This is a genomic window from Gordonia sp. NPDC062954 (assembly GCF_044543825.1).
GTDB lineage: Bacteria > Actinomycetota > Actinomycetes > Mycobacteriales > Mycobacteriaceae > Gordonia > Gordonia tangerina.
Genome location: NZ_JBITWL010000005.1, coordinates 100,881 through 126,563, shown reverse-complemented (window position 1 = coordinate 126,563; position 25,683 = coordinate 100,881). Strand labels below are relative to the sequence as shown.

The following is a 25,683-nucleotide window of genomic DNA, read 5'->3' as shown; positions in this document are numbered from 1 at the left end:
CCGCGGTCGGTGGTTTCGGTGATGTCGGCTGAAATCCCACAGACAAACAAACTCCTCTGTGATGTGGACCGCGCTGTGATGCGGATCTCACACCGGTTCGAGTCTAACGTCTCGCGCACCGCACAGAACCTGGTTATGCGGTCATCCTGGCGAGGAGGGCCGGCCGCGATCAACGCCGCGAACGCACTCGTCCGGATCGCGGCCGGCCCAGTTCAGGGGAGGCCCGCGCGGGGCCCGCCGGTCAGTAGATGTTCGACGGCCGCACCATCCCTTCGGCCAGGTCGCCGAAGCCGGGCGCATCGATCGCGCCGGGATGGGTGAGCACCTCCTCCACCACTGCGGTCTCGGTGGTGATCAACAGCGCCGCGATGGATGCGGCGCTCTCCAGTGCTGCCCGCGTCACCTTGCACGGGTCGATCACACCTTCGTCGAACATGTCGCCGTACCCACCGGTCAGCGCGTTGAAGCCGTGCCCGATGGGCAGTCCGGTCACTACACGCACCACCTCGTCCCCGTCGAATCCGGCGTTCATGGCGATCCAGCGCAGCGGTTCGGCGAGTGAGCGCCGCACCACGTCGATGCCGACCGCTTCGTCGGCGACCGCTTCGGCACCCACCGGGTCGCCATCGGTGGTCAATGCCTCCAGCGCGCGATGGGCTTGGGCGAGGGCCGTGCCGCCGCCGGACACGATGCCTGCCTCCACGGCTGCTCGCGTCGCGGCCAGTGCGTCCTCGACGCGGAGCATGCGTTCCTTGAGTTCGACGCTGGTGACGCCGCCGACCCGGATGACGGCCACCCGGCCGGTCAGCCGCGCGATCCGCAGTTCGAGGGCGTCGCGGTCGGCATCGATACGGGCCCGACCGAACTGTGCCTCGAGCTGCCCGACTCGTGCGTCGACCATCGACTGGTCGCCATGCGCGCCGACGATCGTGGTCTCGTTCTCGGTGACCGTGACCCGGTCGCAGGTGCCCAGAAGCTCGAGCGAAACCTCCGAGAGCTCGAGTCCGGTGTCCTTGGCGATCACCTGCCCGCCGAGCGCTATCGCGAGGTCCTCGAGTTCGGCGACCCGCCGGTGTCCGAAACCGGGGGCTCGCACCACCACCGATTGCATCGTCTTGTGCATGTTGCCGCCGACCAGCAGTTGCAGGGCAGGACCGTCGACCTCCTCGGCCAGGACCAGCAGCGGCCGGTCGGCACGCTTGGCCGACTCGACGGCGGGCATGATCTCCTGCACCGAGGTGATCTTCTTGTTCGTCAGCAGCACGACCGGGTTGTCGAGGACGGCCTCCATGCGTTCGTGGTCGGTGACCATGTAGCCGGAGATGTAGCCGTGGTCGAACTCGATCCCGTCGACCACGTCGACGGACAGTCCGAGGGCGTCGCTCTCCTCGGTGGTGATCACACCGGTGCGGCCGACATGCTCGACAGCCGACGCGATCACTGCCCCGATGACCTCGTCGTCGCTGGCGGCCAGACTGGCGATCCGTTCGAGATCGGCCCGGCCGCCGATCTGCACGGCCTGATCGGTCAGCGCGTCGATCACGGCGGCGACCGCTCGTTCGATACCGCGGCGGACGCGCATCGGGTTGGCGCCCTGATCGACGGCACGTAGGCCTTCGCGGACCATGGCCTGCGCCAGCACCGTGGCGGTGGTGGTGCCGTCGCCGACCACCCCGTTGGTCTTCATGGCGACTTCTTTGACCAACTGGGCGCCCATGTTGGCGAAGGGATCTCGCAGTTGGATCTCCCGGGCGATGGTGACCCCGTCGTTGGTGATGGTGGGTGGGCCGGTGAGCTTCTCGAGGACCGCGTTGCGGCCCTTGGGTCCGAGGGTCACCTTGACTGCGTCTGCCAGGGCGTTGACGCCCCGTTCCAGCCGTAGCCGCGCTTCGGCGTTGTAGCGCAACTCTTTGGCCATGGTGTCACTGCCTTTCGTGATTTGTTTTGGGAATCAGGGGATGAGAATGGCGCGACCACGTACTCGGCCGGCGTCGAGGTCGTCGATCGCCTGCTGATAGTCGTCGAGGGCATATTTGGTCGTGTGTAGCGTGACCTTGCCCTGGGCGGCCAGGGTCATCAGCTCGGTCAGGTCGTTGTAGGACCCCACGAGATTGCCGATGAAGTTGATCTCCGTGGAGATGACGTCGATGGTGGGGACGTCGATGTTCTCGCCGTATCCGACGACGAAATAGTTGCCGGCGCGACGCAACATCGCGATACCTTCCGCGGTGGCGCCGCCCTCGCCGACGAAGTCCAGCACTGCTTCGGCACCGTGACCGCCGGTCATCTCGAGGATCTGCTGCACATGTGTGCCGTCGGCGACAATGCCGTGATGCGCCCCGACCTCGACCGCCAATTCCACTGCGGCCGGGTTGCGGTCGACGACGACGATGGTGACTCCCGAGATGGCGTCGAGCACCTGGATGCCGATGTGGCCCAGACCACCCGCACCGATCACCACACAGGTGTCGCCGGGCCGGGTCATGCGCGCGACCTTCGCCGCGGCGTGGTAGGCGGTGAGGCCGGCATCGGCCAGTGCCGCCACATCCGACGGCTGCAGTGAGTCGTTGATGCGGACGACACTGCGTGCGGTTGTCTTCAGATACTCGGCGTAGCCACCGTCGGTGTCGATTCCAGGGAAATCGCTGTTCTCACAATGCACGTCGTCGCCATCGCGGCAGGCCCGACACAATCCGCAGGTGATGAGCGGGTGCAGGATGACGGTGTCGCCGACGGCCACATTGGTGACGGCATCACCGACCGCATGCACCCAACCGGCGTTCTCGTGGCCGATCGTGTACGGCAACGTCACTTGGCTCTTCTCGGCCCACTGGCCTTCCAGGATGTGCAGATCGGTGCGGCACACCCCGGCCCCGCCGATCTTCACGATCACATCGAGGGGGCCGGTGATCTCCGGATCGGGGATGTCGGTGAGCTGTAGCTTGTCGTGGTATCCGACCACCTGGACGGCTTTCATGATGTTCTCCTCGGCGATCGCAGGTCGGTGATGACCGGGCCGCTGCGGCCATCGCAGTCGGTGTCGTCGGCGTATCGGGTGGCCAACAGGCCTCGGCAGAAATGCCCGTTGCCCTCGATGGAGATCCGGACCGATCGGGCGAAGCGCAGGGCCATGGCGATGTCGTCGCGTGCGACGGGATGGCCGTCGTCATCGACGAGGACAAGACTGTTGGGGCACAGGCTCAGCCCAGCGTTCACCCGACGGCGTAGCAGCGCGGCTTTCGCCGGCCCCGGCGGCAGATCCCGCACCGTGAGATGCCCTAGGTCGGCGATGGTGACCTCGCCGGACGCTAGCAGCGCGGATACGCAGCGCTCCATGGCGGCGGTGTGTGCCTTGCGGACGAAGATTTCCCGTAGCTCGTCGAGGCTGTCGTCGGCCTCCGCTCCGAAAGTCCCCACATAGCCCGCCTCCGCGGCCAGACCTGCGTTGATCTTGTCGCTGTCGTGGTGGTCGTCGAGTAGCACACGGACCAGTCCGATGTCGTCGATCTGATGCAATGCGTCCTGTGCGTCGGAGGCCATCAGATAGGCGAAATTGGGTGAGCAGAACGACGTGGGAAGCCGTAGGTGCACGGTGACGCCGTCGTCGTCGATCAGGATGGAGCGGACGAAGTTGAGGTCGGTGATCGGTTCGTCGAGCTCGGGATCGACCACCGTGCCCAGCGCGGCGAGGACGGCGTCGGTGACCGTGGTGGTCACCGGCCCATCGGCCACCGCGGTCATGCGCTCACCGCGTCTTTGGCGCCGGCTGCGACCTCCACACCGGGGTCAGCGGCATCGGTGGGAATTTGCAACTCCTCTGGCACTTCGATGTTGGGATACAACGCGGCCGCGTTGAGGCCCAGGATCTTCTTCTTCTGTTCGACGGTGATGGGCGCGTATTCCGTCATGTCCTCAGGGATCTGGAAGTCGACGAATCGCTCGACCAGCCACTGCGGGGTCCACAGCGCGTAGTCGGAGGCGAACAGGATCTTGTCTTCGCCGATCCAGTAGAGGAGTTCGCCGATGATCTGGGCGAAGTAGCGCGGTCGGGTGTGGATGAACGGGATGGCAACGGCCAGGCCGCCGTACACGTTCGACTCCTGGGTGGCGATCCAGCAGAAGTCCTCCAACCGGGGCAGACCGACGTGTTCGATGATGAAGTTCAGGTCGAGATAGTCGGTGGCCACCTTGTCGACGTCGGCGACGTCGAAGGCATCGCGATCCAGCGGCCGGATGGTTGGCCCCTTGTGCACGTGGACGTTCTTGATGCCCAGCTCGATACATTCTTCGAGGTAGCGTCGCGACCACGGGTCGTCGAGTTTGTATCCGCGCGAGTCGCCGTGCCATTCGGCGGTGTAGAGCTTGACGCCCTGCAGCTGCATGGTCTCGGCGTCGCGCCGTAGCTGGACCAGTCCTTGCTCGCCGTCACGCGGGTCGTAGGCGTGGTTGTAGGTGAGTTTGCCCGGATTGTCTTGTGCCAGCTTGAGTGAGTCGTCGACCTGGGCGAACCCGTTGACGTAGAACTCGCGCAGAATGGTGGCCTGGAAGATCGCGTGGTCGACTGGGCCGTTGACGAACAGATCGTTCCACAGCCGATCTGCGCCGTAGTAGCAATAGGTGTCGTAGTCCCAGACCTGTTCCTCGGGGCTGAGGTTCTTGTGATAGTCGTAGAAGCAGTCGATGAACTGCTTGCCGTGGATGTTGCGCTGATTGGATTCGCGGCCATCCCACAGGTGGACATGGCCGTCGACGATGAAGTACTTGTCGCCGTTCTTCTCGTACATGCTTCTCACTCGTTCTCTCTGTTGGGCTGGAACAGGTCGGGGTGGAGATCACCGCCCGGGGGTGGGTAGCCACCCCCGGGCGGTGAGGTTCACGAGGACGCGGTCAGGTCGAAACCGATGAATTCCGCGGCGTCCTCGGGGCTGGCGAACAACATCGTGCGGTCGTCGAGGTGGACCATGCGTCCGTAATGCGTAGAGCTGATCTCCTCGAAGACCGATCCGTCGAAGTCCTGGCCGAGGGCGTCGGTCAGTTCGTCGTAGTCGAAATCGAGACGGTTGACGCCGTCGACGCGGATCATCGACGGGTATTCGGTGAGTTCCACGCCCTCCTTTGCGCCCATCACGTCGGCGACCACCCGGCCGACCGGCGTGTTCATGAGCGTCACACCGCACATGTTGGAGAACTCGGTCTCGGCTCCGAATTGCATACTGGTGCTCACTGGTTCAACTCCTCGGGGATGTCGGCGTCGATGGATTCGAGGACGCTTCGGAACTTGGCGATCGCGGCGTCGAGGCTGGCGGCGAAGGTCACCGGCTTGTCGGCAGGCTGCGACCAGATCGGTTGCAGTGCCCGGGCTGCATCCAGACAACGCGGCACCCATACGGCCATCCACTCGTTCAGCAAGGCCTTGTTGGACTCGCCGTAGGTCTCGTCGCGGGTGAGGATGCGGAAGAGGTTGCGGGTGTAGGCGAGATCGCGGTCGTAGTCGTACTCGCCCGTGCCCACGATGGTGGGGGTGATGTAGTCGCCGTTGCCCGCGGCCACCTGCATGACGAGTTCGGAACGGAACAGCGAACCCACCAGCTGCTCGAAGACGATGTTGGTCGCGAACAGCAGCTGGCACCAATCACCGACCGCCGTCAGTCGCTCCACTGTCTCCCGTACGGGTTGCCACTCGGGTGCGTTCATCCACACATCACGATGTGCGCTGCCGTCGAAATCGTCCTCCGCCTCGGCGAGGTCGAGGTTGAACAGGGCCAGATCCTGTGCGAACCGCATCTTGTGGGCCGCGTTGACCGCGACGGCGGTGTTGATCATGTTGGTCGGGCCGGACCGCTGGATGGAGGTGAACACATGGAGCGCGAGGCCGTTCTCCGCGTGCATCCAGGCACCGAGATTGCGTTCGATGAACTTCAGCCACGGCTTGTTCCACACGTCGTAGGCGCGGGCGCGTTTGGCGTTCTGCAGGCACAGGTCCACCTGGTGTACGACCGCCGAGTTGTTCCGGTAGATCGTCTGATCCCATTCCTCGTTGGGATCGAGAAAGGCATGCCAGTTGCTGGATTTCGCGGCCGTCCATTCCTGCGGGTAGCCACCCGGTCCGTCGCCGAACCCGTAGATCCACCCTTGTGTCAGGTGACGTTCCGGGTCTGGCTGGACGTCGACGGTGACGTCCTCGTAGGTGGTCGCACGCTTCTTGGCCGGCTGATAGTAGTTGTACTTGCGGCTCTTACTGCTCGGGAATTCCTTGGCGCCGGCTTCGGCGTCGGTGAATTCGATGGAGGGGAAGCTGCGTTCCCGCGGTTCGGTTGGTGCGGACATACCTTTCGTTCCTGTCGTTCGGGCTTCTAGTCGAAAGCCGGGCTGGTGAACTTGTCGTAGAAGATCTGGTCCCTGGGCACTCCGGCCGTCTCGGCGAGGGCCAAGGCGGCGTCGACCATCGGGGGCGGCCCGCAGAAATACACCTCCGTTCGCGCTAGGTCGGGTTCGCATCCCTTGACGATGTCGGTGACGTTGCCTTCGACCACGTGCACGCCGTCACCGACGTCGGCCATGGATTCCGACAGGCATGCGGTGAACGAGAAGTCGGCGATCTTTGCACCGAGAGAGGCGATCTCGTCGAGATAGAAGAGGTCGGCGGCCGTCCGCGCACCGTAGTAGAAGCGCACCGGACGGTTGATCTCGTTCTCGCTGATGTGGCGCAGAAGCGATAGCAGGGGGGCCATGCCGGCGCCGCCGCCGATGGCCACGATCGGAAGCACATGGCCGCTGCGCAGCGTGCACGACCCGTACGGACCGTTGACCATGATCTCGTCGCCGACGGAGAGTCCCTCCTCCAACATCCCGGCGAAGAGGCCTCCGGCGTACTTCTTGATGACGAACTCCAGTTTGTCCGGCGTCTGCTGAGTGGTCGCGATGGAGAACGACCGCTTCTCGTCGGTGCCCGGGATGAAGAGGTCGACGTACTGACCGGACTTGAACTCGAATGCCGCGGGTTCCACGACGTCGAGGCGCAAGGACACGATGTCGCGGGTCAGCGGTTCGATCGCGGTGACCCGGGTGCGGACATCCTGGATCGGTGCGCCGCCGAGCAACTCGTCCTCGTCGAAGTTGAGCAGTTCGATGTCGCAGTCGCTGTATGCGTATGTCCGGCAGAGGAGTACGTACCCCTCGGCCTCTTCGGCGTCGTTGCACGCGAACGTCGAGTAGTCGTCCATCTGGACGTCACCGTCGAGCATGTACGACTTGCATGCCGAGCACCGACCTTCGCGACATCCGTGCATGAGGTGGATGCCCTGTCGGAACGCGGCGTCGAGGATGGTCTCGTCCTCGGTGACCTCCATCTCGATGTCGACGGGTTCGAAGTTGATGCGGTGGGTGTCGGCCACGGGTTCTCCTGTGTGAGTGGTGGTGTGGCGTGGTCTCGATACGTTCCTCGCCTAGCGGCTCGGAACTACTCGACCACCGGTTGGGCTGGTGGGCCCCCGGTTCGCTGGTCGAGTAGCCGGCGAGCCGCTAGGCGAGGCGGCGTATCGAGACCACCTGGCAACCCGCGGCCTCAGGCGGGGACTGCCCCGTTGCGGTTGGCCTTGTATGCCGCGACATGCGCGTCCCGCTCGGCGTCCGACATCTCGTTCAGCAACACGTTCGGACTCTGGAAGGTGTTGCCGCGGACATCGTCCAGGGTCCACATCTTTTTCGGATCGAGATCGAGGTGCGGTTGTGGGATCAGCGTCTTGCCGTCGTCGCGGACGTAGCCGAGATCGGTGATGATGTCGGCGAGATCCTTGCCGTGGTGCAGGGTCTCCCATTCGCGGAAACCGGTGAGGCGACCCATGTTAGGCGTCTCACGGCCCTCGTACTCGCCGCGGAAGGCGGTGGTGTCGGTCCACGCACAGGTTTCCGAGCAGTAGGTGCGCCACTGGCCGTCGACCTTGTCGGTGACCATGTCCTCACGGATCACGCACGGCACCATGCAGGTCCAGCAGCGGTGCGGGTACTCGTAGTCGACATCCTCGAAGGCGATCGGCTTGTTGCGACCCGGGTAGGCGAGACGGTTGTAGTTCTCCCACCACTTGCCGAACTTGTTGTACCACCCGGGGTACTTCTCTTCGAACCACTCGAAGTCCTTGTCGGTCATGGCGTCGATGCGCCAGTAGTTGACCGGCCAGCCGGTGGCGAAGAAGCGGGCCACGTCGTGCACGTAGTGCTTGTCGACGATGCGCTTCCACGCCTCCTCCACCAGATCGTGCGGAATCGTCAGACCGTACTTCTCCAGCGGCAGAAGATAACTGCGGTAGTAGTCGTCGTAGATCCAGCGACGCCACATCTCCGCGTAGCTCTCCCGGTCCTTGCGCCGGTCCTTGGTGCCGTACTCGATGAAGGTGCCGATGGCGGCGTCGACGACGCAGTGGTTGTTCCACCACGCGTAGCGCAGGTCGCGCTCGAGCAGCGGGCGGTTGCGCTCGTCGGCCAACGCCATCAACAGGATGGAGTAGCCGTTGGAGATGTGGCGCGACTCGTCGGACTGCACCGAGTGGAAGACGGTGGGCAGCAGGTAATCACCGTTGGCGGCCGCCTCATCCGGCATCGCGACGAACAGGGTGTTGGTGAAGGCGGTCTCCGCGACAACCGTCAGGTAGATGTTGGCTGCGGTGATCGCGTCACCGGTGATGAACCCCTCGCCGAACTGGCGGCCGATGGTGCCGGCGTAGTTGTTGGCGAACGCCTTCTCGGTGATGTCGAAGCCGGCGGGATCGATGTAGTTGTTCATGTACAGCTTCTTGAGGTTCATCTGGATCGTCGAATGACGAACCTCGTCGATCATCTGTACGGCGAGACCGTTGTGGATCTCCGGGTTGGGGACCGCATCGATGGCCATTGGCATCGCACGCGCTGCGGAGATCTCCGGGAACGGGATGATCGACAGGAACAGCTTCTGCCATTCCAGCCACCGTTCCTGGACCTGCCGGAACATGTTGCCGCGGATGGCGCCGTCCATGGCGCCGTAGACGCGATTGTCCTTCTCCTCCTCCATCGGGAAGTAGGACCGCATGATCTGCTTGAGAGGGTCCTTCTTCGGAGCCTTCTCGAAGGTGTAGTCGGTGCCGAACCGGGTCGCCGGTGTCGCGAAGGTGGGCTCCCACGACAACTCGGTGATCTTCGCATGTGCTTTGGTCAAGCTCTGCCTGCTCAATGTGCGCCTCCTCGTGAGAAGGCCGACGAGGTGCCGGCCTGCTGGGCTGGAGCGCCTCCGATGTAACCCTGTGATTCAGGTCATATGCGTCTCAGTGTGAGACGGCGAGCACATTGATCTGGCGTGGTCGGGCATACCTGCAGGTCAGCGCATTCCTACCCGGGCGTGATCATCAGGGCGAGGTGCACTTCAGGGCGTCGTACACGGCGGTCTCGAATCCGAGATACGCATTCAGCGCCGTCGGATCGAAGAACGGGAACAGCTGCGTTGCCCAGAAGCCACCGATCCTGCTGCGCCGGTCGATCCAGAAGTAGAGATTGGCCAACCCGGCCCAGCTGAGGGCGCCGGCCGGCCGGCCGGTGGGCACGGGCTCTTCGTTGATCATCGCCGTCAGCCCCCACGTCTTCGGCACGCCGGGGAAGAACTCTGCGTCGTGGGACAGCGCTGGGATCGCGCCGTGCAGCCGGTCCACCCGCCGGTCGCCGAGCTGATCGCGTTCGGCCATCTCGATCGTCTCGGGCCGCAGGATCTGATCCCCGCCGTCCGACAGACCGTCGTTGAGCCACATCCGGATGAAGGCGAGGTAGTCGCGGACCGTCGAATACAGTCCATGGCCGCCCATGTGCAGTTCCGGTTCGTCGGGCAGTGCCCATTTCCGGTTGGTCTTGAGACCACCGTCGGGCGTGCGGTGATGCATCAGCGCACGCCGGCCGGACATCTCGCCGGTGAGTGTGAACGCCGTGTCGGCCATGCCGAGCGGGGAGAACACGCGCTCGCTCATCACCTCGCCGAGCCGCCGGCCGGTGATGCCCTCCACAACCTGCCCGGCCCAGTCGACGTTGCTGCCGTAGCACCACGACGTGCCCGGATCGAACAGCAGCGGTGTGGTCAGCGACTCGCGGGTGGCACTGATGGTGCCGGGCACACCGTGCTCCTGGGCCAGACGGCGATAGGACTCGTCGAAGAAGTCGTACCCGAATCCAGCCGTATGCGTGAGTAACTGGCGAGTCGTGACAGCCGATCGCGGCGCGCGCAACCGTGGATTCCCGTTGCCGTCGAAGCCCTCGAGGACGGCCACGTCGCCCAACCGCGGTGCATAGTCGGCGGCCGGTGCGTCGAGGTCGAGGCTGCCGTCCTCCACGAGCTGCAGCGCAACCGTCGCCGTGATCGTCTTGGTGGTCGAGAAGAGCGCGAAGACACTGTCTGTGGTCACTGCCTCGGTAGTCTTTGCCTCGGTCGCCCTTGCCTCGGTGGCCACTGGGTCGGTGACGATCGGGTCGGACGTCGAGGCGAGGGCGCCGTCGACCGCGCGCACTCCGCCGGCGGTCAGTGAGAGGAGCTTCTCGGCGGAGGTGGTGCCGGCGACGACGCCCGGTAACCGGGGTGCGCCGGCGGTCGCTGCGGCGACAGCCGTCTCGGTGGCCGCGACGATGGCTGCCGTGTCGACCTCGTACGGACTGCTCACCTTGTCATCCTCCTCGAACCCGGCCCCCGACAGATCCCCTCCATACGATCGGCAGTGTATGTGTGCGGCGCACGACAGCCCACGGCCACGCCCCGGTCAGGGGTGCAGCGAGCCCACGAAGTCGCCGAGCCGCCGCAGCCCCTCGGTCAGATCGTCCGTCGAGGCGGCATAGGACAGGCGGACGTGGTCGTCGGCGGTGTGATGTCCGAAGTCCTTGCCCGGTGTCAGGGAGACGTGTGCCTGCGCCAACGCCCGGTCGCAGAACTCAGCCGAGGTCAGGCCGGTGGGGGCGACGTCGATGTAGACGTAGAACGCGCCGTCGGGCGCGACCGGCACCGACAACCCGATCCGACGCAGACCATCGATCACCAGTTCGCGGCGGATGCGGAACTCGGCGCGGCGCGCCTCGGTGAGTGCGAGCGATTCGTCGGTGAAGCACTCCAGGGCGGCGTATTGGGCGGGTGTCGGCGGGCAGATGTAGAAGTTCTGCGCCAAGCGTTCGAGTACCGGCACCATCTGCTCGGGCACGATGCACCACCCGAGCCGCCACCCGGTCATGCCGAAGTACTTGGAGAAACTGTTGATCACGATCGCGTCGGGATCTGCGGCGAGGATGCTGCGTGGCGGGTGGCCGTCCGAGTTGTCGGCCAATCCGAGGTAGATCTCGTCGACGATACGCCATCCGCCGCGGGTGCCCACTTCGCCACAGAGGCCGGCCAACTCGTCGAACGGCACCGACGTGCCGGTCGGGTTCGACGGGGAGGCCACCATCACGCCCCGCGTCCGCTCTCTCCAGGCGTCGGCGACCAACTCGGTTGTGAGTTGGAAGCGGGTCGACGGTGTCGTCGGTATCAGTCGGACTCGCGCACCGTAGCTCTCGGCGAAGCGGCGATTACACGGATAGGACGGATCGGCGACCAGCACCTCGTCACCCGGATCGATCAACGCCGCACAGCTCAGCAACAGTGCGGCCGACGCCCCCGAGGTAACCACCACCCGGTCGGGGTCGACCTCGCATCCGAAGTGTCGTGGATAGAACCCGGCGATCGCCGACCGCAGCTCGGGTAGGCCGAGCGCTGCGGTGTAGGCCAGCTGACGGCCGTCGGTGAGGTCGCGTACCGCCGACAGGAACGCCGGTGGCGCACCGAAATCGGGCTCGCCGATGCTGAGTTTCACGACGTGGTGGCCCGCCGCCTCCAACTGCGCGGCACGCTTACCGAACTCCATCGCGTAAAAGGGCGCGACCGCCTCGGCCCGCTGCGAGAACCTCATGGCGCCATTGTGCTCTGGCGCCGAGGTCGAGCGGGTCCAGGGGTCGCGCCCTGCGTACTGCAGATGGTGTCCGGACCGACCTCCTGTCACGGACGGTCCGACCTCATCACGGGATGTAGTTGAACTCGTCCGGGTTCGGTCCGCGACGACGGTCCTTGTTCATCCCGTCGATGGCGGCCATGTCCTCAGGTGAGAGGTCGAAGTCGAACAACGCGAAGTTCTCCTCGACGCGTGAACGGGTCACCGACTTCGGAAACACGATGTCGCCGCGCTGGATGTGCCACCGCAAGGTGACCTGTGCCGGGGTGCGGTTCTTCTCGCCGGCGATCTTGGTGAGGACCGGGTCGTCGAGGACGTCGCCCTGCGCGATCGGCGACCACGCCTCGGTGGCGATTCCGTGCTCGGAATTGAACGCGCGCAATGAATTCTGAATCAGATAGGGGTGCACCTCGATCTGATTCACCGCGGGCACCACGTCGGTCTTGGCGAACAGTCGCTCGAGGTGGGCCTGCTGGAAGTTCGACACGCCGATGGCGCGGGCCTTGCCCTCGGAATGGATCTTCTCCAGTGCGCGCCACGTCTCGACGTAGTCGACATCGATGCCGGGCAACGGCCAATGGATGAGGAAAAGGTCCACGGCCTCGACACCGAGGTCGGCCAGCGTCTGTTCGGTGGCGCGCAGCGCGTCGTCGTGGGCGTGGTAGCCGTTGTTGAGCTTGCTGGTGACGAAGATCTGGTCACGAGGGATGCCGGATTCGGCGACCGCCTGACCGACCTCCTTCTCGTTGCCGTACATCTCGGCGGTATCGATGTGGCGGTAACCCACTTCGAGCGCGGCAAGGGTGGCGGCCTTGGTGTCCTCCGGCGGTATCTGGAATACGCCGAAGCCGAGCTGTGGGATCTCGACGCCGTTGTTGAGGGTGATGGTGGGTACTGACATGGGTGATGTCACCTTCCTCGTCAAATCGAAAATTGCACCGTTCTGTGTGGTCGTACCCGGTGGTCTCAGGGCACGAGGATGAATTTGCCTCGCGGATGGCCGATCTCGAGCTCGGTGAGCGCGACCGCGGCGTCGGCGAGCGGGAACGTCTTGGCCACTTCGGTGACCAGCGAACCGTCGGCGGCGCTCGCGATCAACGGTTCCACCGCTTCGGCACGATGGCGGCGACTACTCGGTGTGCTGCCGTTGACCAGGACGATGCCGTCGGACGCGCGGCCGAATGCGGCGATGCTGACGATCTTGCCGGGGTTGTCGACGAGTTCGAGCGATGTGTCGATCGCCTCGTCGGTACCGGTGGTGTCGATCACCGATGTGATCGGACCCGGAGCGGCATCGCGGACGCGGTCGAGCAACCCGTCGCCATAGGTCACCGGGATTGCCCCGAGGGACCGAAGATGATCGTGGTTGCGCGCAGACGCAGTCGCGAGCACAGTCGCACCTGATGCCCGGGCCAATTGGATCGCGATGACGCCGACCGCCCCCGATCCGCCGTGGACCAGGACGACGTCCCCACTCTCGACGTGTGCGGTACGCACGGTGTCGGCTGCGGTGACCCCCACCAACAGGAGGCCGGCCGCATGCTCGAAATCGAGCTCGTCGGGGATGCGGTGCACGGAGGTCAGGTCGGCCGCCAGCCGGTCGGTGTAAGCGCCCTGGGCTCGATAGACGATCACCCGGTCCCCGACGGACAACATGCCGTCTGGGGTCACGGCGCCGTCGCCGACCGCCGAGATCACCCCGGCTGCCTCGAAACCGATCGGCAGCGGCAGTCGGGAATGGTCTCCGCCCATCTCACCTCGGACTGTCTTGGCGTCGGCAGGGTTCACCCCGATCGCCTTGGTCTCGACGATCGCATGGCCCGGGCCGGGCAACGGTGGCTCCGTCTGCACCAGCTCCAAGGCCTCGGCGGGGGGACCGTAACGGGTCGCGACGATTCTGTGGGCCATGCCCCGTTCAAGGTCGCGACGCCCCCGGAGTATTCCAGCAGTCTCGGACTCACTGGTGACGGGCGCGATAGGGGACAATCGGCCGAAGCCTCGAGGTGCTCGCGGCAGGCCTGGTGCAGGTGGGCTCGGTGGGCACATATTGAGTGGGCAAGTACTTGGTGGGCACGTGATGACCAGGAGGAAACAGCATGACGCTCATCCCCAGCGGACGCCGCCGACTGCGCCCGGAGGGCGACGCGGTGGAGTTCACCCGCACCTATCGCACACCGATTTCAGACGTCTGGGCGGCAGTGACGGAATCGGACAGACTGGCCCGGTGGATCGGGTTCTACACCGGTGACCCGACGCAGGGTTACGTCCAGTTCACCATGAATGCGGAGGGCGAGGACAACATGATCCCCGTGCGCTACGACATCCGTCGGTGCGAACCGCCGCGAGTCCTCCAGATCCGCGCCACCGACGACTTCGGCACCTGGGATCTGGTCGTGGAGATGGTCGAGGCCGACGGCATCACCACCGTGACTCTCGCTGAGATGGTCAACGACCCGACGGCGATCGAGAACACCGGACCGGGCTGGGAGTACTACCTGGACAGGCTGACTGCCGTGATGCTAGAAACCGACCCGGCCGCAGTCGATTTCGACGACTACTATCCGGCGCAGCGCGAGTACTACCGGCTCATCCAGCAAGCGATCGTCGACGACGCGACGTCGGCGAACTGATCAGAAGAACCCGATCAGCGACGAAACCAGGCTGCCTGATCGTCGCGCAGCGCCTTGTCGATGCGCAGCCGAGAAGTGGTGGCCAGGTCAGCGGGCAAGGCGTCCGGAGAGAACCACTCGACGGCGATGTTCTCGTCGTCGGCGGGATGTGGCTCCCCGTCACGGTGGCGGGCGAGGAAGCAGACATCGAGATACTGCGTCTGATCCCCGTTCGGATAGGTGATCATCGGGGTGACGTCGACACTGGTCAGCCGCTGCACTTCGGCGCGTACCCCGGTCTCCTCGGAGATCTCGCGCAGGATCGCACGTGCGGGCTCCTCCCCGGGTTCCAACACCCCCGACACCACCGCCCACTGACGGGTGTCGGCGCGGTGGGTCAGCAGTATTCGTCCATCGGAGTCGAGTACGACGGCACTGACGCCGGAGAGCCACAGTGGGCGGTGGCCGACGTGATGGCGCAGATCGCGGATGAATTCGGGAATCGGCACCCGTTCATCCTGCCGGTGCCGACGGAACCCGGCAAAAGGCGAGGTCGGGCGCGCGCGACGGAATTGTCGGTGCCAAGTGATTCACTGACCGCGATTCACTCACAGGAGGTGCGCACATGGACGAGTACCAGCCCGACCACACCGACGATCATGCCGATCGACGTCGACCGGACCGGCACCCGGCACACGCCGGACATCGCGCCCGGCGGCGGGCCGTGGACTGGCCGGCGATGGAGCGGTGGCTGGTGGAGTCGATGGCCGACATGGGGCGCGCTGCGATCCTCGACATCGGTCCGGCCGTTGCGCACCCCGACGACGAACATGACGTCGACTGCGCGCAGATCCAGGTGCTGGCCTCGCAGACCTATCTGGTCCGGTTGTCGACGACGCTGATGTCCGTACCGCTGCTCGCCTCGCAGACCGTCGGTCGCGACGCCCTCGACAGGTGGTTCTACGACGACACCTTCGCCGACTGCACCCACGGATTCCTGATGAGCCGTTCACGGCGGCGGGTCGCCGAGATCGTGGTCACCTGGTTCCGGGATCGGTGCGGATTCGCGGCGCCGGATGAGTTGGGATGCTCCTATCAGGCCTCGACCATCCTGCCGAGATCAGCGCCGACCGACCCCTCGGCGCAGCGTCAGGGATACCCCTGAACTTTCCCCGATTTCGCCTGCAGACAGGTGATTTTTCGCGCCAACCGGATCACAGTGGAGACATGACATCAACGAATCCCAACGGAACCACCAACAGCGGCATGACCTTCTGGAAGGTCCTCGGCGTCATCGCAGTGGTGCTACTCGCGCTCGCGATGGTGGGCCCACTGCTCAAGGGCCTGTTCTGGATCGCACTGCTCGGACTGGCGATCTACGGCGCATTCGCGTTGTACAGGGCGCGCTCGCGAAAGAACACCAACGGACCTGCGTCCTTCTGACCGATCGATAGCCTGGACGCATGACCACCATCGAGGTCACCATCGGCGATATCACCACCCAACGCGTCGACGCGATCGTCAACGCGGCGAACTCGTCGCTGCTCGGTGGCGGAGGTGTCGATGGAGCGATCCACCGCGCGGGCGGCCCGGCGATCCTGGCCGAATGCCGATTGCTGCGGGAGACGTCGCTGCCGTCCGGGCTCGAATCCGGCGCGGCCGTCGCGACCACCGGGGGCGACCTTCCGGCGCAATGGGTCATCCATACCGTCGGTCCGGTCTACGCCCCCGGCGAAGACCGGTCGTCTGTCCTCCGTTCCTGCTACACCCGAAGCCTTCGGTTGGCGCACGCCCTCGGCGCGGCATCGGTGGCATTTCCGCTGATCTCGGGCGGTGCCTATGGCTGGCCGGTCGACGATGCCGTCCAGCAGCAGGTTCGCGCTGTCAAAGGTGCGGATTCGACTGTCGAATCCGTTACGCTCGTGGCGTTTTCAAGCCGGATCGCCGACATCACACGCCGCATCCTCGCCTGAACCCCACATCGGGCGTCGCCCGACTATCCTCTGTGCGTGGCCGACTCAACGGGACCTGACTCAGCCGAATGCGGCGCGACCGTTCGCTGCGCGCACGGTGCATGCCTGAGGTGCGGATCGGCCGATGACCACTGACACCGGCAATGCCCCCGGTGCGGTCGGGGACGGCGCCGTGTTCGGGTCAGGTGACTGCCCCGCTCATGTCGAGTTACTTTCCGCACGTGCTCGTGATGACGCGGACACGCCGCCGGTGGAGCCGACCGTCCTGCGACCCCCTCGATTCGCCTACAGCTCGGCCGAGTGGCATCGCGCGGGTCGTCGGCAGTCGCAGTCGACCGACATCCCGATTCTGGATCGACTCGCACAGATGTCGGTGAGCGCAAGTCGCGTCACCGACGCCGACACCATTCCCGGCGAAATCCTGGTAGACGTCGACGACGACACCTGGAGCAGCGTGCTGGCGCCCGGCTATCTGCGGTTGTACCTCGCCGGCCATGGCCACGACGGCACCATCGCGATCGTGTTGACCCGCTTCGTCATCGATCACGCCGTAGCTGTGTCCGAGCTCATGGATCACGCGTTTGTCGAGGCTCGTTCATTGCCCGAGTGGGACGAGAGCGAAGCCACGCGTACTCAGCCGGGTTTCCGCACCGAGGGATCGTCGGTCCAGTCGGGAACCTACGTCGGTGATGACGAGACCTGGTTCTGTGCCATCCGGTATGCCGCCTACCGTCGCGGAAACGTCGCATATCTGCTGCACGCCACCGGAACCGCCCCGGCGCGCGAGGGTGCTGCGTTCCGCCGATCGATTACCGCCGCCGTCAGTTCGGTCCGATTCGACGACTGATCGGGACAGCCGCCCGATTCGCCGATGGTCGACACACCAGCAGTTCAACACCGACAGGGGAGGACATGGTCCGACGCAGCGACCGAGTGGACGATCTCGAGCAGGTCTTGGCAGCCGACTCGGTCTTCGCCGACGACCCGGACGATCAGGGCTGGCTGACCGCTCGCGCCGCCGATCAGCAGATCTATGTGCGGATGGGCGATTTCCCCGATGAGGATCTCTGGTCACTCTGGCTCGGAGATGGGCGATGGATGGACTTCACGGTCGCACCGGCGCGTTGGACGCTCCGGATACCGGGACGTCGGCGCCCGACCGGAACGCGCCCACGACTCCCGAAAAACGAGTTCCACGAATGACCCTGGGCTCGCAGCTGCCCGGTGTACCGCCGATCCGGGATACGCTGTCCACCGAAACTGCCAGCACACGGGGTGGGCCATGCCGACGGCGATCGCGACCATCAGCCTCAAGGGAGGTGTCGGCAAGACGACGCTGACTGCCGGTGTGGCCGAATTCCTGGCCGGCGAGTTCGGGCAGCGTGTTCTGCTGGTGGATCTCGACGCGCAGACGAACCTCACCACCATGATGATCGGACAGGACCAGTGGCTGCAATGCAACAAGCGGGGACACACACTGGCGACGCTGTTCGCGGACGCACTCGACGACACCAGGCGTTTCGATCTCGACACGACGCTTCAGCGCGATGTGTCACCCGTCGAGTCGGTGCGGGGTGTGGACCTGTTGCCGGCCTCCCTCGACTTCATCGAGTTGCAGGAGGAACTGAGTGCACGCCGTGTGGCCGCCGACGACCACGCCGCGCTGATCGACGTGCTGCGTCGCGCGGTTGCCGCGATCGCCGACAATTACGACTTCATCCTCATCGACTGCCCGCCGAATGTCGGTCCGTTCAGTCTCAACGGTCTCTCGCTGGCCGATGCCTATGTGATTCCGACGATCCCGGACGTGTTGTCGACGTACGCGATCGGTCATGTTCAGCGTCAGGTCGCCGACTTCGGAAGGGAAATCGGCCGTGAGATCACCGAATTGGGTGTGGTGGTGACCAAGTTCCGCGCTGCGGCGACACTTCACCAGGACACGGTCTTACGGCTCCGTCGGGACCCGTCGATACAGAACGTACTGCCCGCGTACCTCCACGAGGCCAACGTGATCGGTGCCGCAGCGGAGTACCGGCCGTACGTGAACCTGCGCGCCAAGTACGGCCATCACGGGCACTTCGAGCAGTTCCGGGGCGTGACACAGGCACTGATGATCGAAGCAGCCGCGAAGGTTTCGTCCACCGCGTAGCGTCGAGTCGGGTGTGCGACCGAACGCGGTCTGGTCCAGCTGCCGCCGCGTACCGACCAGGTGGAGGAATGATGCTCGGACTCGGAATCATCGGATGGATCATCGTGGGCGGCCTTGCCGGGTGGATCGCCAGCATGATCATGAAGACCAACGCTCAGATGGGCATTCTGCTCAACATCGTGGTGGGCATCGTCGGTGGCCTGCTCGGAGGGTTCATCCTCGCCCTGTTCGGCGTCGATGTGGAGGGCGGCGGACTGATCTTCAGTTTCGTGACCTGTCTCGCCGGGGCCTGCCTGCTGCTGTGGATTGTCGGCCTCGTGCGTGGTCGATCGAAGGTGTGACCACCCTGCGGTCAGTGACCGCCCCGCGGCCAGTGGCGCTGGTGTACAGGCGGTGCGCGAGGCAGGCCTTCATGACCGAGATGGGTTGGGGGATCATCTCGGTGAGTTCGAATGAGTTGAGACGCTGCGGCGGCGCCTGTGCTGGTGGTGGGTGGATGCGGGCGCGTGCTTGTTCGAGGGTCGGGTTCGCTGTTGCGTCGCCACCACACGCGGCCGGCGTCGGGGCCGTCGGTGTAGACCCCGGCGGTGAACTGGCCCGGGTTTTTGCCGACCATCCGGTGTGGGGGCCACAGGCGGGGGCGAGGTCGACGATGTCGGTGTTGCCGCCGTCGGCGAAGTCACGCACGGCGTGATGCATCTCCGCGTGGGCGGCGGGCTGATCGCAGTCGGGTGCTGAGCACACGTGCCCGTCGGGGCGGGCGAAAGACACCAACCGTTGCGCGCGGGTGGCGAGTCGGGGTCGTCGGGATTGTTGAGGCCGGGTGTAACCCATACCGCCCACAACGTTTCGATCAGGGCGCGGGTTTCCGGGTCGAGGTGACCGGTCAGTTTTGACATTTGCTGGGCGTCTTGCCGGTTGACCCACACGTTACGACGCCGTTTACGGTCACTGTCGTCGGTCAACTCGGCGTCGGGGTCGAGGTTGTCGAGTAGCCGATGCCCGAGTTCACCGATCTCGGCGGGCGTGTGCTCACACGCCAACCCGGCCAGGGTGGCCTCGGCGGCCACCTTCTTGTCATGCGGCAACCGATCCACCACCGCATCCAGCTCGGCGAGCAGACCCGGCACCTGCGACAACGACCCCGCCGACACCGACCCAGAAGGTACCGAATCATGGGGCACCGAATCAGGCGGCGCAGAGTCGGTGGGCGCAGACTTGGTGGGCGCGGCATCGGTTGCATCACACTCGTCAAACTCGGCCATACTCACCCCCGACTGACCGTCCCGAACGTATGTTCGAGAATACCGCCACCAGTCGAACCTGCAACCCTTCGTCGCGTCCGGTCGGTACGTTGGTGGGGTAGGGACCGCAACGAGAGGAGTGTTCATGACACGCGTCGCGATCATCGGGGGTCACGGCAAGATCGCTCTGCGCTTGGCGAAGATCCTGTCCGACCGGGGCGATGAAGTGACCTCGCTGATCCGCAACCCGGCCCATCGCGACGATGTGGAGGCCGCCGGTGCCACGCCGGTCGTTGCCGATGTGGAGAATCTCGATGTCGCCGGGATTGCTTCGGTACTCACCGACCAGGACGCGGTGGTCTTCTCCGCCGGCGCGGGCGGTGGCGACCCGAACCGGACCTACGCCGTCGACCGCGACGCCGCGATCCGCTCGATGGACGCCGCTGCCACCGCGGGCGCGAACCGCTATGTAATGGTGTCCTATTTCGGAGCCGGGCCCGACCATGGTGTGCCGGAGGACAATTCGTTCTATCCCTACGCGGAGGCGAAAGCTGCCGCCGACGAACATCTGACGGCATCCGATCTGCAGTGGACCGTTCTCGGACCCAGCCGGCTCACCGACCAACCCGGTACCGGCCGGATCACGGTCGGCGGGGACCGGGTGGCCGGCGACGAGGTGAGCCGTGACAACGTCGCGCAGGTCGCCGCGGCCGTACTCGCCGTCCCCGCGACGGTGGGTAAGCGCATCGAGTTCAACGACGGCGACACCCCCATCGCAGACGCGGTGTCGTGAGATCTCACCGGTCATCGCCGACAATCGGACCATGACCGATACACACGCCACGTCGTTCCTGTCCGATGTCGTGGCGATCGTCGGGGACGCGCATGTGTTGACCGACACCGATGCGATGGCCGGCCATCTGACCGATTGGACCGGACGTTGGACCGGGACGGCGGACGCGGTGATCCGCCCGCGTACCACCGATGAGGTGGCTGCGGTGGTCTCTGCGTGTGCCGCCCACGGCGTGGCCATCTGCGTGCAGGGTGGCAACACCGGGCTGGTCGGCGGGTCGGTGCCGCCTACCGAGCCCGCGTCCCGGGGCCTGCTGGTGGTGATGAGCACTGCCCGTATGACCGACATTGATGAGGTCGACACCCGCGGTCGCTGCGTCGGTGTCCAGGCGGGTGCGACGATCGATCAGATCGACTCCCGCGCCGCAGAGCACGGCCTACGCTTCCCGGTGGATCTGGCGTCGCGAGAGTCGGCCACCGCGGGTGGGGTGGTCGGGACCAACGCCGGCGGGGTGCGGATGATCCGGCACGGCAACACCCGTCGCCAGGTACTCGGCATCGAGGCCGTACGCGCCGACGGTCAGGTGTTGCGCAGGTGGACATCGCTCGTCAAGGACAACGTCGGCTACGACATCCCCGGATTGCTAGCCGGGAGCGAGGGCACCCTCGCCATCGTGACCCGGGTCCTTTTCCGGCTGGTGGCCCCGCCTGCCTCGACGATCGTGACGGTGGCCGCGGTGCGCCACGTAGAGGATTCGTTCGCCCTCATCGACACCATGACCGAGCGAGGACTGACCGTCGAGGCGGCCGAGATCATGACCGATGCGGGGATTGAACTGGTGCATCAGCACGGCGTGCGCCGGCCGGTGGCCGCGCACGCGCCCTTCTACACCCTGGTGGAAGTGTCGGGCACCGGTGATGTGGAGGCCGCGGTGATCGACGTTCTCGACGATGCTGACGTCGTCGACGCCGTGCTCGAACCCGGCCCGGCCCGCGATCTCTGGGCGGCGCGTGAGCGGCACACCGAGACGATCTCGCGGTCGTCCACCACGCCGGTGGTGAAACTCGATGTGTCCGTGCCGATTCGGGCGCTTCCGGAGGCGCTTGCCGAACTGGCCGCCGTGGCCGACCTCGTCGAGCACCCGTGCCGGTCGATCCTGTTCGGGCATGTCGGGGACGGCAACATCCACGTCAACCTGCTCGATGTGCCCGAACACAACGCCGAGGAACTGACGGGGCGAGTCTTCGGGATCGTCGCCGCCAACGGCGGCAGCATCAGCGCCGAGCACGGTATCGGCCGGGCAAAGGTGGCGTGGACGCACCTGGGGCGTAGTGACGTCGATCTCGCCACGATGCGTGCGATCAAGGGTGCCTGGGACCCCGACGGCCGGTTGAACCCGGGCGTGCTGTTCGGCTGACGCGCGCGAACGACCGAATCCTGAGACGATTCATCTCGTGACGACCGACGATGGGGCGCGCGAGGACCTGGTGGAGCTGGCCCGACGCTGTGGCGTCGCCGATCGGTATGTGGGCTGGGATCAACTCGACCATCACGTGAGTTCGGATACGATCGTGGCGGTGCTCGCCTCGCTGGGCGTGGCCGCCGATGGCTCCGAGGAGATCGCCGCGGCCCACGCGCACCTCGACGATGCGCCGTGGCGGGAGATGTTGCCGCCGGTGACGGTGGCCGTCGAAGGCGCCCGGACCCGGTTCATCGCCCATGTGCCGCACTGGGATCCGCTTCATGTCTGGATCGTCACCGAGGACGGACGCACCGAGCAGCCCGCACAGGTCGACGAGTGGGTCGAACCGCGCGAGGTCGACGGGGTACTCATCGGTCGGGCGACCTTCGAGGTCCCCGCGAATATCGAACCGGGCTATCACCGGGTGCATGCCCTCGATCCGGCCACCGAACAGACCGTGGATCGGCCGCTGATCGTGACGCCTCGGCGGCTGTCGACCGCTGATGGCCTGCTAGACGGTCGGCGTTGGGGCGTGGCCGTCCAGCTGTATTCGGTCCGCTCGTCGAGGTCGTGGGGAGTCGGCGATTTCGCCGACCTCGCGGGCATCTGCGAGGCCGCGGCCAGTAGTCATGGGGCAGATTTCGTCCAGGTCAACCCGCTGCACGCGGCGCAACCGACCGCACCCATCGAACAGTCCCCGTACCTGCCGGTGACCCGGCGGTTCGTCAATCCCCTCTACATCCGGGTCGGCGACATCCCCGAGGTCGCGAGACTGGACAAACGGGCACGTAAACACCTCAAGACGCTGGAGCGAGCCTTTTTCGACGAGAACCTCGCCACCGACAAGATCAAGCGCAACAAATCGTTCCGGGCCAAGATGAGCGCGTTGGAGATGATCCACGACCAGCCGCGATCAGACGAGCGGGACTTTGCCTACCGATCGTTTCGGCGGCGTGAGGGCAAGGGGCTGCGCCGCTTCGCCACCTGGTGTGCGCTGGCCGAGCATTTCGGCTCCGACAGCCCCAAGTGGACGACGCGCTTGCGGGACAAGGACTTCGTCAAGCGTAAGCGCCGAGAGCTGGCCGACCGCGTCGACTTCTACATGTGGCTGCAATGGATCTGCGATCAGCAACTCGCCGATGCACAGCATGCCGCTCTGTCGGCGGGCATGCGGATCGGGATCATCGCCGACCTCGCGGTCGGGGTGGCTCGGCACAGTGCCGATGTGTGGATGCTCGGCGATGTGCTCGCCCGTGGCGCGACTGTCGGGGCGCCGCCCGACGGTTTCAATCAGCAGGGACAGAACTGGGACCAGCCTCCGTGGGACCCGCGCCGCCTGGCCGAGGCCGGATACGAGCCGTATCGCGACATGCTGCGTACGGTCCTGCGGCATGCGGGCGGTCTGCGGGTCGACCACATCCTGGGGTTGTTCCGGCTCTGGTGGATTCCCGACGGCAAGAGCCCGGCAGCGGGCACCTATGTCCATTACGACCACGACGCGCTGATCGGCATACTGGCGTTGGAGGCCGAACGGGCCGGTGCCGTGGTGATCGGTGAAGACCTCGGAGTCTTCGAACCGTATGTGCAGCAGGCGCTCACCGAGCGCGGAATACTGGGTACCTCGATCTTGTGGTTCGAACACGGTGCCGATGCGCCGGTGCCGCCGGAGGAGTACCGGCAATTGTGCCTGACGTCGGTGACGACTCACGACCTGCCACCCACGGTGGGCTACCTCGCCGGTGACCACATCGAATTGCGTTCTCGGTTGGGGTTGCTGGAGACCGGTGAGGCGGCCGAACGCGCACGTGACGAACGTGACCGCGACGCCGTACTGAATCTGGCCCGATCCCGTGGACTGCTACCGCCCGACGCCGCACCGACCGGGCAGGAGACGGTTGAAGCGCTGTACCGACTCATCGCGCAGACGCCGTCTGTGCTGTTGAGTGTGGCGCTGGTCGATGCGGTGGGGGAGCGTCGGATTCAGAACCAGCCCGGCACCGATTCGTCGCAGTACCCGAACTGGTGCATCCCGCTCGCCGACGAGAACGGCCAGGTGGTTCTCGTCGAGGATCTGGCCAGCAATGCGCGCTTCGCGAGTCTGGTCGACGCACTGACGGAGCAGGGCGTCGGGTCACATTGAGTGGTCACCCCGGGAGGCGGTGTGCCGCGGCCCGGGGCCGTGATCGGAGCGCACCGCCACCAGGGTCAATACCAGAGCGATGAGGGCGAGAACACCGACCGCGATGTTGAATGCGATCCCGGAGGTGCGCAGCCCCCAGTGGGCCGCGGCGAAACCCTCACCGACGATCGGGATCGAGATCGCCACATAGGCGACCACGAAATAGGTCGAGGTGACTTCGGCGCGCCGGTCGGATGGGCTGGCCGCGACGACCGCGGCCAACCCCTTGCTGAAGGAGAGTCCCTGACCGATTCCGCTGATGATCGCGCCGAGGAACAGGATGGCCAACGATGGGACCAGCAGCCCGCTCACCAGCACGGCCATTCCGACGACCAGGACTGCGCATCCGACGATCAGGGACCGCTCCGTAAGCTGTGAACGCCCGACGATCTGGGTCAACGCCGAGGTCAAGAACAGCACCGCCACCAGGATGCCGGCGATCGCGTGCGAGTCGATGCCGAGTATCTGCGACACGAACGACGGGGTCACACCTGTAAAGGTGCCCATCACCGCGAACCCGGCAAAGGCCGCGATGGCCGCACGCACGAAGACGCCTCGGACCTCGGCGGGAACCGACAGCCGCTGCAAACCCAGGCGCGTCCCGGCGCGGACATCAACCGATTCCGTCAGGAACCAGATCCCGACGAGGACCGGTGCCAGCAGCACCAGATCGAGCGCAAATGGAAGGCGGAGCGGGGCGGGTGCGAATTGAGCGAGGAGTCCGGCGATCAGCGGCCCCAACCCCAGACCCCCGATATTGGCGGCGGTGGCGATGGCGGGTGCCCGGCCCTGCCAGCCCCGGGGTGCCAGTTCGATGATGGCCGCGGTTGCGGCGCCGGCGTAGATTCCCGCCGACAAACCGGACAGCACCCTGCCGATCATCAACTGCCACACGGGTCCTGCGGTGAGGAACACCACGGCGCTGGCTGCCGAGAGCAGTGCGCCGGCGAGTAGCAGTGGCCGTCGTCCCACCGCATCGGACCAGCGACCGAACACGATCAGTGCGGCGATCACGCCGGCGGCGTAGATCGCGAAGATCACCGTGGTGGTGACCACGCCGAAGCCGAGCTCGGCCGCGTAGATGGCATAGAGCGGGGTGGGCAGGGTGGTGCCGAGCATGACGACGGCGAAGGCGAGTGCGGCCGCGGCGAACGAACGCCCACGTGACCGTTCTCGTCGTTGCGCTGGGGCCGTCTGTGTGTGGCTGCTCCCGGTCTGCGGCATGACTGTGCCAGCGTCGGATGTCGCGGCCGTATTCCCGCGCAGCTCCGGTGTCCACTTCGGTGTCGGTGTCGG

Annotated in this window: 26 protein-coding genes; 11 read left to right on the top strand and 15 right to left on the bottom strand. The window is 65.6% G+C overall.

All coding sequences use genetic code 11. The features are described 5' to 3' along the window. Positions 1–241: 241 nt before the first annotated feature. The 12 genes from groL to ACIGKQ_RS07325 form a co-directional block, all read right to left on the bottom strand. On the bottom strand, positions 242–1,918 hold the full coding sequence (gene groL / locus ACIGKQ_RS07380; RefSeq protein WP_266062308.1) for a chaperonin GroEL: 1,677 nt from the start codon (positions 1,916–1,918) through the stop codon (positions 242–244). A 33-nt stretch (positions 1,919–1,951) separates the two neighbouring features. Then, complete coding sequence (locus tag ACIGKQ_RS07375; RefSeq protein ID WP_266062310.1) at positions 1,952–2,977, bottom strand: NAD(P)-dependent alcohol dehydrogenase; 1,026 nt, start codon at positions 2,975–2,977, stop codon at positions 1,952–1,954. Then, positions 2,974–3,741: an iron-sulfur cluster assembly protein gene (locus ACIGKQ_RS07370; protein WP_235725068.1), complete on the bottom strand. Its 768-nt coding sequence runs from the start codon at positions 3,739–3,741 to the stop codon at positions 2,974–2,976. Before ACIGKQ_RS07370 ends, ACIGKQ_RS07375 begins: the two co-directional genes overlap by 4 nt. Further along, positions 3,738–4,784, bottom strand: a complete 1,047-nt coding sequence (locus ACIGKQ_RS07365; protein WP_396572973.1) for an amidohydrolase family protein — start codon at positions 4,782–4,784, stop codon at positions 3,738–3,740. The genes ACIGKQ_RS07370 and ACIGKQ_RS07365 overlap by 4 nt, the downstream gene beginning before the upstream one ends. 89 nt (positions 4,785–4,873) lie before the next feature. Continuing rightward, complete coding sequence (mimD, locus tag ACIGKQ_RS07360; RefSeq protein WP_396573089.1) at positions 4,874–5,212, bottom strand: propane 2-monooxygenase effector subunit MimD; 339 nt, start codon at positions 5,210–5,212, stop codon at positions 4,874–4,876. Between the two features lie 8 nt (positions 5,213–5,220). Then, positions 5,221–6,327 (bottom strand): aromatic/alkene monooxygenase hydroxylase subunit beta, encoded by a 1,107-nt coding sequence (locus ACIGKQ_RS07355; protein ID WP_328712963.1) that lies wholly within the window; start codon positions 6,325–6,327, stop codon positions 5,221–5,223. A 26-nt stretch (positions 6,328–6,353) separates the two neighbouring features. Continuing rightward, positions 6,354–7,394: a 2Fe-2S iron-sulfur cluster-binding protein gene (locus tag ACIGKQ_RS07350; protein WP_235725065.1), complete on the bottom strand. Its 1,041-nt coding sequence runs from the start codon at positions 7,392–7,394 to the stop codon at positions 6,354–6,356. A 170-nt stretch (positions 7,395–7,564) separates the two neighbouring features. After that, positions 7,565–9,202, bottom strand: coding sequence for an aromatic/alkene/methane monooxygenase hydroxylase/oxygenase subunit alpha (locus tag ACIGKQ_RS07345; RefSeq protein ID WP_328712964.1), 1,638 nt, complete (start codon positions 9,200–9,202; stop codon positions 7,565–7,567). A 172-nt stretch (positions 9,203–9,374) separates the two neighbouring features. Continuing rightward, positions 9,375–10,667 (bottom strand): serine hydrolase domain-containing protein, encoded by a 1,293-nt coding sequence (locus tag ACIGKQ_RS07340; RefSeq protein ID WP_372475210.1) that lies wholly within the window; start codon positions 10,665–10,667, stop codon positions 9,375–9,377. A gap of 96 nt (positions 10,668–10,763) precedes the next feature. Next, entirely contained in the window at positions 10,764–11,939 is a 1,176-nt protein-coding gene (locus tag ACIGKQ_RS07335; protein WP_396572968.1) for a pyridoxal phosphate-dependent aminotransferase, read from the bottom strand. Between the two features lie 106 nt (positions 11,940–12,045). Continuing rightward, positions 12,046–12,879 (bottom strand): aldo/keto reductase, encoded by an 834-nt coding sequence (locus ACIGKQ_RS07330; RefSeq protein ID WP_396572966.1) that lies wholly within the window; start codon positions 12,877–12,879, stop codon positions 12,046–12,048. A gap of 65 nt (positions 12,880–12,944) precedes the next feature. After that, positions 12,945–13,886, bottom strand: coding sequence for an NADP-dependent oxidoreductase (locus ACIGKQ_RS07325; protein WP_396572964.1), 942 nt, complete (start codon positions 13,884–13,886; stop codon positions 12,945–12,947). A gap of 188 nt (positions 13,887–14,074) precedes the next feature. Here ACIGKQ_RS07325 and ACIGKQ_RS07320 point away from each other — a divergent pair, with 188 nt between their 5' ends. After that, positions 14,075–14,608, top strand: coding sequence for an SRPBCC family protein (locus tag ACIGKQ_RS07320; protein ID WP_328712968.1), 534 nt, complete (start codon positions 14,075–14,077; stop codon positions 14,606–14,608). 14 nt (positions 14,609–14,622) lie between these two features. Here the strand turns inward: ACIGKQ_RS07320 and ACIGKQ_RS07315 are convergent, their stop codons facing one another. Then, complete coding sequence (locus tag ACIGKQ_RS07315; RefSeq protein ID WP_328712970.1) at positions 14,623–15,096, bottom strand: NUDIX domain-containing protein; 474 nt, start codon at positions 15,094–15,096, stop codon at positions 14,623–14,625. A 116-nt stretch (positions 15,097–15,212) separates the two neighbouring features. Here ACIGKQ_RS07315 and ACIGKQ_RS07310 point away from each other — a divergent pair, with 116 nt between their 5' ends. The 7 genes from ACIGKQ_RS07310 to ACIGKQ_RS07280 all read left to right on the top strand — a co-directional run bounded on the left by ACIGKQ_RS07310 (position 15,213) and on the right by ACIGKQ_RS07280 (position 19,050). Then, the gene (locus tag ACIGKQ_RS07310; protein ID WP_235725058.1) at positions 15,213–15,752 is read left to right on the top strand and encodes a hypothetical protein; all 540 of its coding nucleotides are present in this window, start codon (positions 15,213–15,215) and stop codon (positions 15,750–15,752) included. 62 nt (positions 15,753–15,814) lie between these two features. Further along, positions 15,815–16,030 (top strand): hypothetical protein, encoded by a 216-nt coding sequence (locus tag ACIGKQ_RS07305; RefSeq protein ID WP_396572962.1) that lies wholly within the window; start codon positions 15,815–15,817, stop codon positions 16,028–16,030. Positions 16,031–16,050: 20 nt separating this feature from the next. Next, positions 16,051–16,560 carry an O-acetyl-ADP-ribose deacetylase gene (locus ACIGKQ_RS07300; protein ID WP_235725056.1) on the top strand — a complete coding sequence of 170 codons (510 nt, stop codon included), beginning with the start codon at positions 16,051–16,053 and terminating at the stop codon, positions 16,558–16,560. 124 nt (positions 16,561–16,684) lie between these two features. Further along, a complete protein-coding gene (locus ACIGKQ_RS07295; RefSeq protein WP_396572960.1) occupies positions 16,685–17,407 on the top strand; it encodes a hypothetical protein in 723 nt (240 codons plus the stop codon). 65 nt (positions 17,408–17,472) lie between these two features. Beyond that, a complete protein-coding gene (locus ACIGKQ_RS07290; protein ID WP_396572958.1) occupies positions 17,473–17,763 on the top strand; it encodes a hypothetical protein in 291 nt (96 codons plus the stop codon). 79 nt (positions 17,764–17,842) lie between these two features. Beyond that, positions 17,843–18,709, top strand: a complete 867-nt coding sequence (locus ACIGKQ_RS07285) for a ParA family protein (protein ID WP_396572956.1) — start codon at positions 17,843–17,845, stop codon at positions 18,707–18,709. 71 nt (positions 18,710–18,780) lie between these two features. Beyond that, positions 18,781–19,050: a GlsB/YeaQ/YmgE family stress response membrane protein gene (locus ACIGKQ_RS07280; protein ID WP_235725124.1), complete on the top strand. Its 270-nt coding sequence runs from the start codon at positions 18,781–18,783 to the stop codon at positions 19,048–19,050. Between the two features lie 93 nt (positions 19,051–19,143). Here ACIGKQ_RS07280 and ACIGKQ_RS07275 read toward each other — a convergent pair whose 3' ends face one another. Next, a complete protein-coding gene (locus tag ACIGKQ_RS07275) occupies positions 19,144–19,974 on the bottom strand; it encodes a DUF222 domain-containing protein (protein WP_396572954.1) in 831 nt (276 codons plus the stop codon). Positions 19,975–20,098: 124 nt separating this feature from the next. Between ACIGKQ_RS07275 and ACIGKQ_RS07270 the strand changes: the two genes are divergently transcribed. The 3 genes from ACIGKQ_RS07270 to malQ are packed head-to-tail and all read left to right on the top strand — an operon-like array spanning position 20,099 to position 24,348. Then, a complete protein-coding gene (locus tag ACIGKQ_RS07270) occupies positions 20,099–20,746 on the top strand; it encodes an SDR family oxidoreductase (RefSeq protein ID WP_235724618.1) in 648 nt (215 codons plus the stop codon). A gap of 31 nt (positions 20,747–20,777) precedes the next feature. Then, positions 20,778–22,163, top strand: coding sequence for an FAD-binding oxidoreductase (locus ACIGKQ_RS07265; protein ID WP_266062331.1), 1,386 nt, complete (start codon positions 20,778–20,780; stop codon positions 22,161–22,163). Positions 22,164–22,200: 37 nt separating this feature from the next. Beyond that, entirely contained in the window at positions 22,201–24,348 is a 2,148-nt protein-coding gene (malQ, locus tag ACIGKQ_RS07260) for a 4-alpha-glucanotransferase (RefSeq protein ID WP_266062333.1), read from the top strand. Here the strand turns inward: malQ and ACIGKQ_RS07255 are convergent. Beyond that, on the bottom strand, positions 24,340–25,611 hold the full coding sequence (locus ACIGKQ_RS07255) for an MFS transporter (protein WP_266062336.1): 1,272 nt from the start codon (positions 25,609–25,611) through the stop codon (positions 24,340–24,342). The two genes, malQ and ACIGKQ_RS07255, sit on opposite strands and share 9 nt — an antisense overlap. Positions 25,612–25,683 lie beyond the last annotated feature (72 nt).

Excerpts from the sequence above, each read along its gene's own strand:
- mimD (WP_396573089.1), bottom strand. The coding sequence starts at position 5,212 with ATGCAATTCGGAGCCGAGACCGAGTTCTCCAACATGTGCGGTGTGACG.
- ACIGKQ_RS07305 (WP_396572962.1), top strand. The coding sequence starts at position 15,815 with ATGACATCAACGAATCCCAACGGAACCACCAACAGCGGCATGACCTTC.
- ACIGKQ_RS07365 (WP_396572973.1), bottom strand. The coding sequence starts at position 4,784 with ATGTACGAGAAGAACGGCGACAAGTACTTCATCGTCGACGGCCATGTC.
- ACIGKQ_RS07295 (WP_396572960.1), top strand. The coding sequence starts at position 16,685 with ATGACCACTGACACCGGCAATGCCCCCGGTGCGGTCGGGGACGGCGCC.
- groL (WP_266062308.1), bottom strand. The coding sequence starts at position 1,918 with ATGGCCAAAGAGTTGCGCTACAACGCCGAAGCGCGGCTACGGCTGGAA.
- ACIGKQ_RS07290 (WP_396572958.1), top strand. The coding sequence starts at position 17,473 with ATGGTCCGACGCAGCGACCGAGTGGACGATCTCGAGCAGGTCTTGGCA.
- ACIGKQ_RS07375 (WP_266062310.1), bottom strand. The coding sequence starts at position 2,977 with ATGAAAGCCGTCCAGGTGGTCGGATACCACGACAAGCTACAGCTCACC.
- ACIGKQ_RS07255 (WP_266062336.1), bottom strand. The coding sequence starts at position 25,611 with ATGCCGCAGACCGGGAGCAGCCACACACAGACGGCCCCAGCGCAACGA.
- ACIGKQ_RS07320 (WP_328712968.1), top strand. The coding sequence starts at position 14,075 with ATGACGCTCATCCCCAGCGGACGCCGCCGACTGCGCCCGGAGGGCGAC.
- ACIGKQ_RS07280 (WP_235725124.1), top strand. The coding sequence starts at position 18,781 with ATGCTCGGACTCGGAATCATCGGATGGATCATCGTGGGCGGCCTTGCC.
- ACIGKQ_RS07275 (WP_396572954.1), bottom strand. The coding sequence starts at position 19,974 with ATGGCCGAGTTTGACGAGTGTGATGCAACCGATGCCGCGCCCACCAAG.
- ACIGKQ_RS07265 (WP_266062331.1), top strand. The coding sequence starts at position 20,778 with ATGACCGATACACACGCCACGTCGTTCCTGTCCGATGTCGTGGCGATC.
- ACIGKQ_RS07335 (WP_396572968.1), bottom strand. The coding sequence starts at position 11,939 with ATGAGGTTCTCGCAGCGGGCCGAGGCGGTCGCGCCCTTTTACGCGATG.
- ACIGKQ_RS07355 (WP_328712963.1), bottom strand. The coding sequence starts at position 6,327 with ATGTCCGCACCAACCGAACCGCGGGAACGCAGCTTCCCCTCCATCGAA.
- ACIGKQ_RS07300 (WP_235725056.1), top strand. The coding sequence starts at position 16,051 with ATGACCACCATCGAGGTCACCATCGGCGATATCACCACCCAACGCGTC.
- ACIGKQ_RS07370 (WP_235725068.1), bottom strand. The coding sequence starts at position 3,741 with ATGACCGCGGTGGCCGATGGGCCGGTGACCACCACGGTCACCGACGCC.
- ACIGKQ_RS07285 (WP_396572956.1), top strand. The coding sequence starts at position 17,843 with ATGCCGACGGCGATCGCGACCATCAGCCTCAAGGGAGGTGTCGGCAAG.
- ACIGKQ_RS07330 (WP_396572966.1), bottom strand. The coding sequence starts at position 12,879 with ATGTCAGTACCCACCATCACCCTCAACAACGGCGTCGAGATCCCACAG.
- ACIGKQ_RS07270 (WP_235724618.1), top strand. The coding sequence starts at position 20,099 with ATGACACGCGTCGCGATCATCGGGGGTCACGGCAAGATCGCTCTGCGC.
- ACIGKQ_RS07325 (WP_396572964.1), bottom strand. The coding sequence starts at position 13,886 with ATGGCCCACAGAATCGTCGCGACCCGTTACGGTCCCCCCGCCGAGGCC.
- ACIGKQ_RS07310 (WP_235725058.1), top strand. The coding sequence starts at position 15,213 with ATGGACGAGTACCAGCCCGACCACACCGACGATCATGCCGATCGACGT.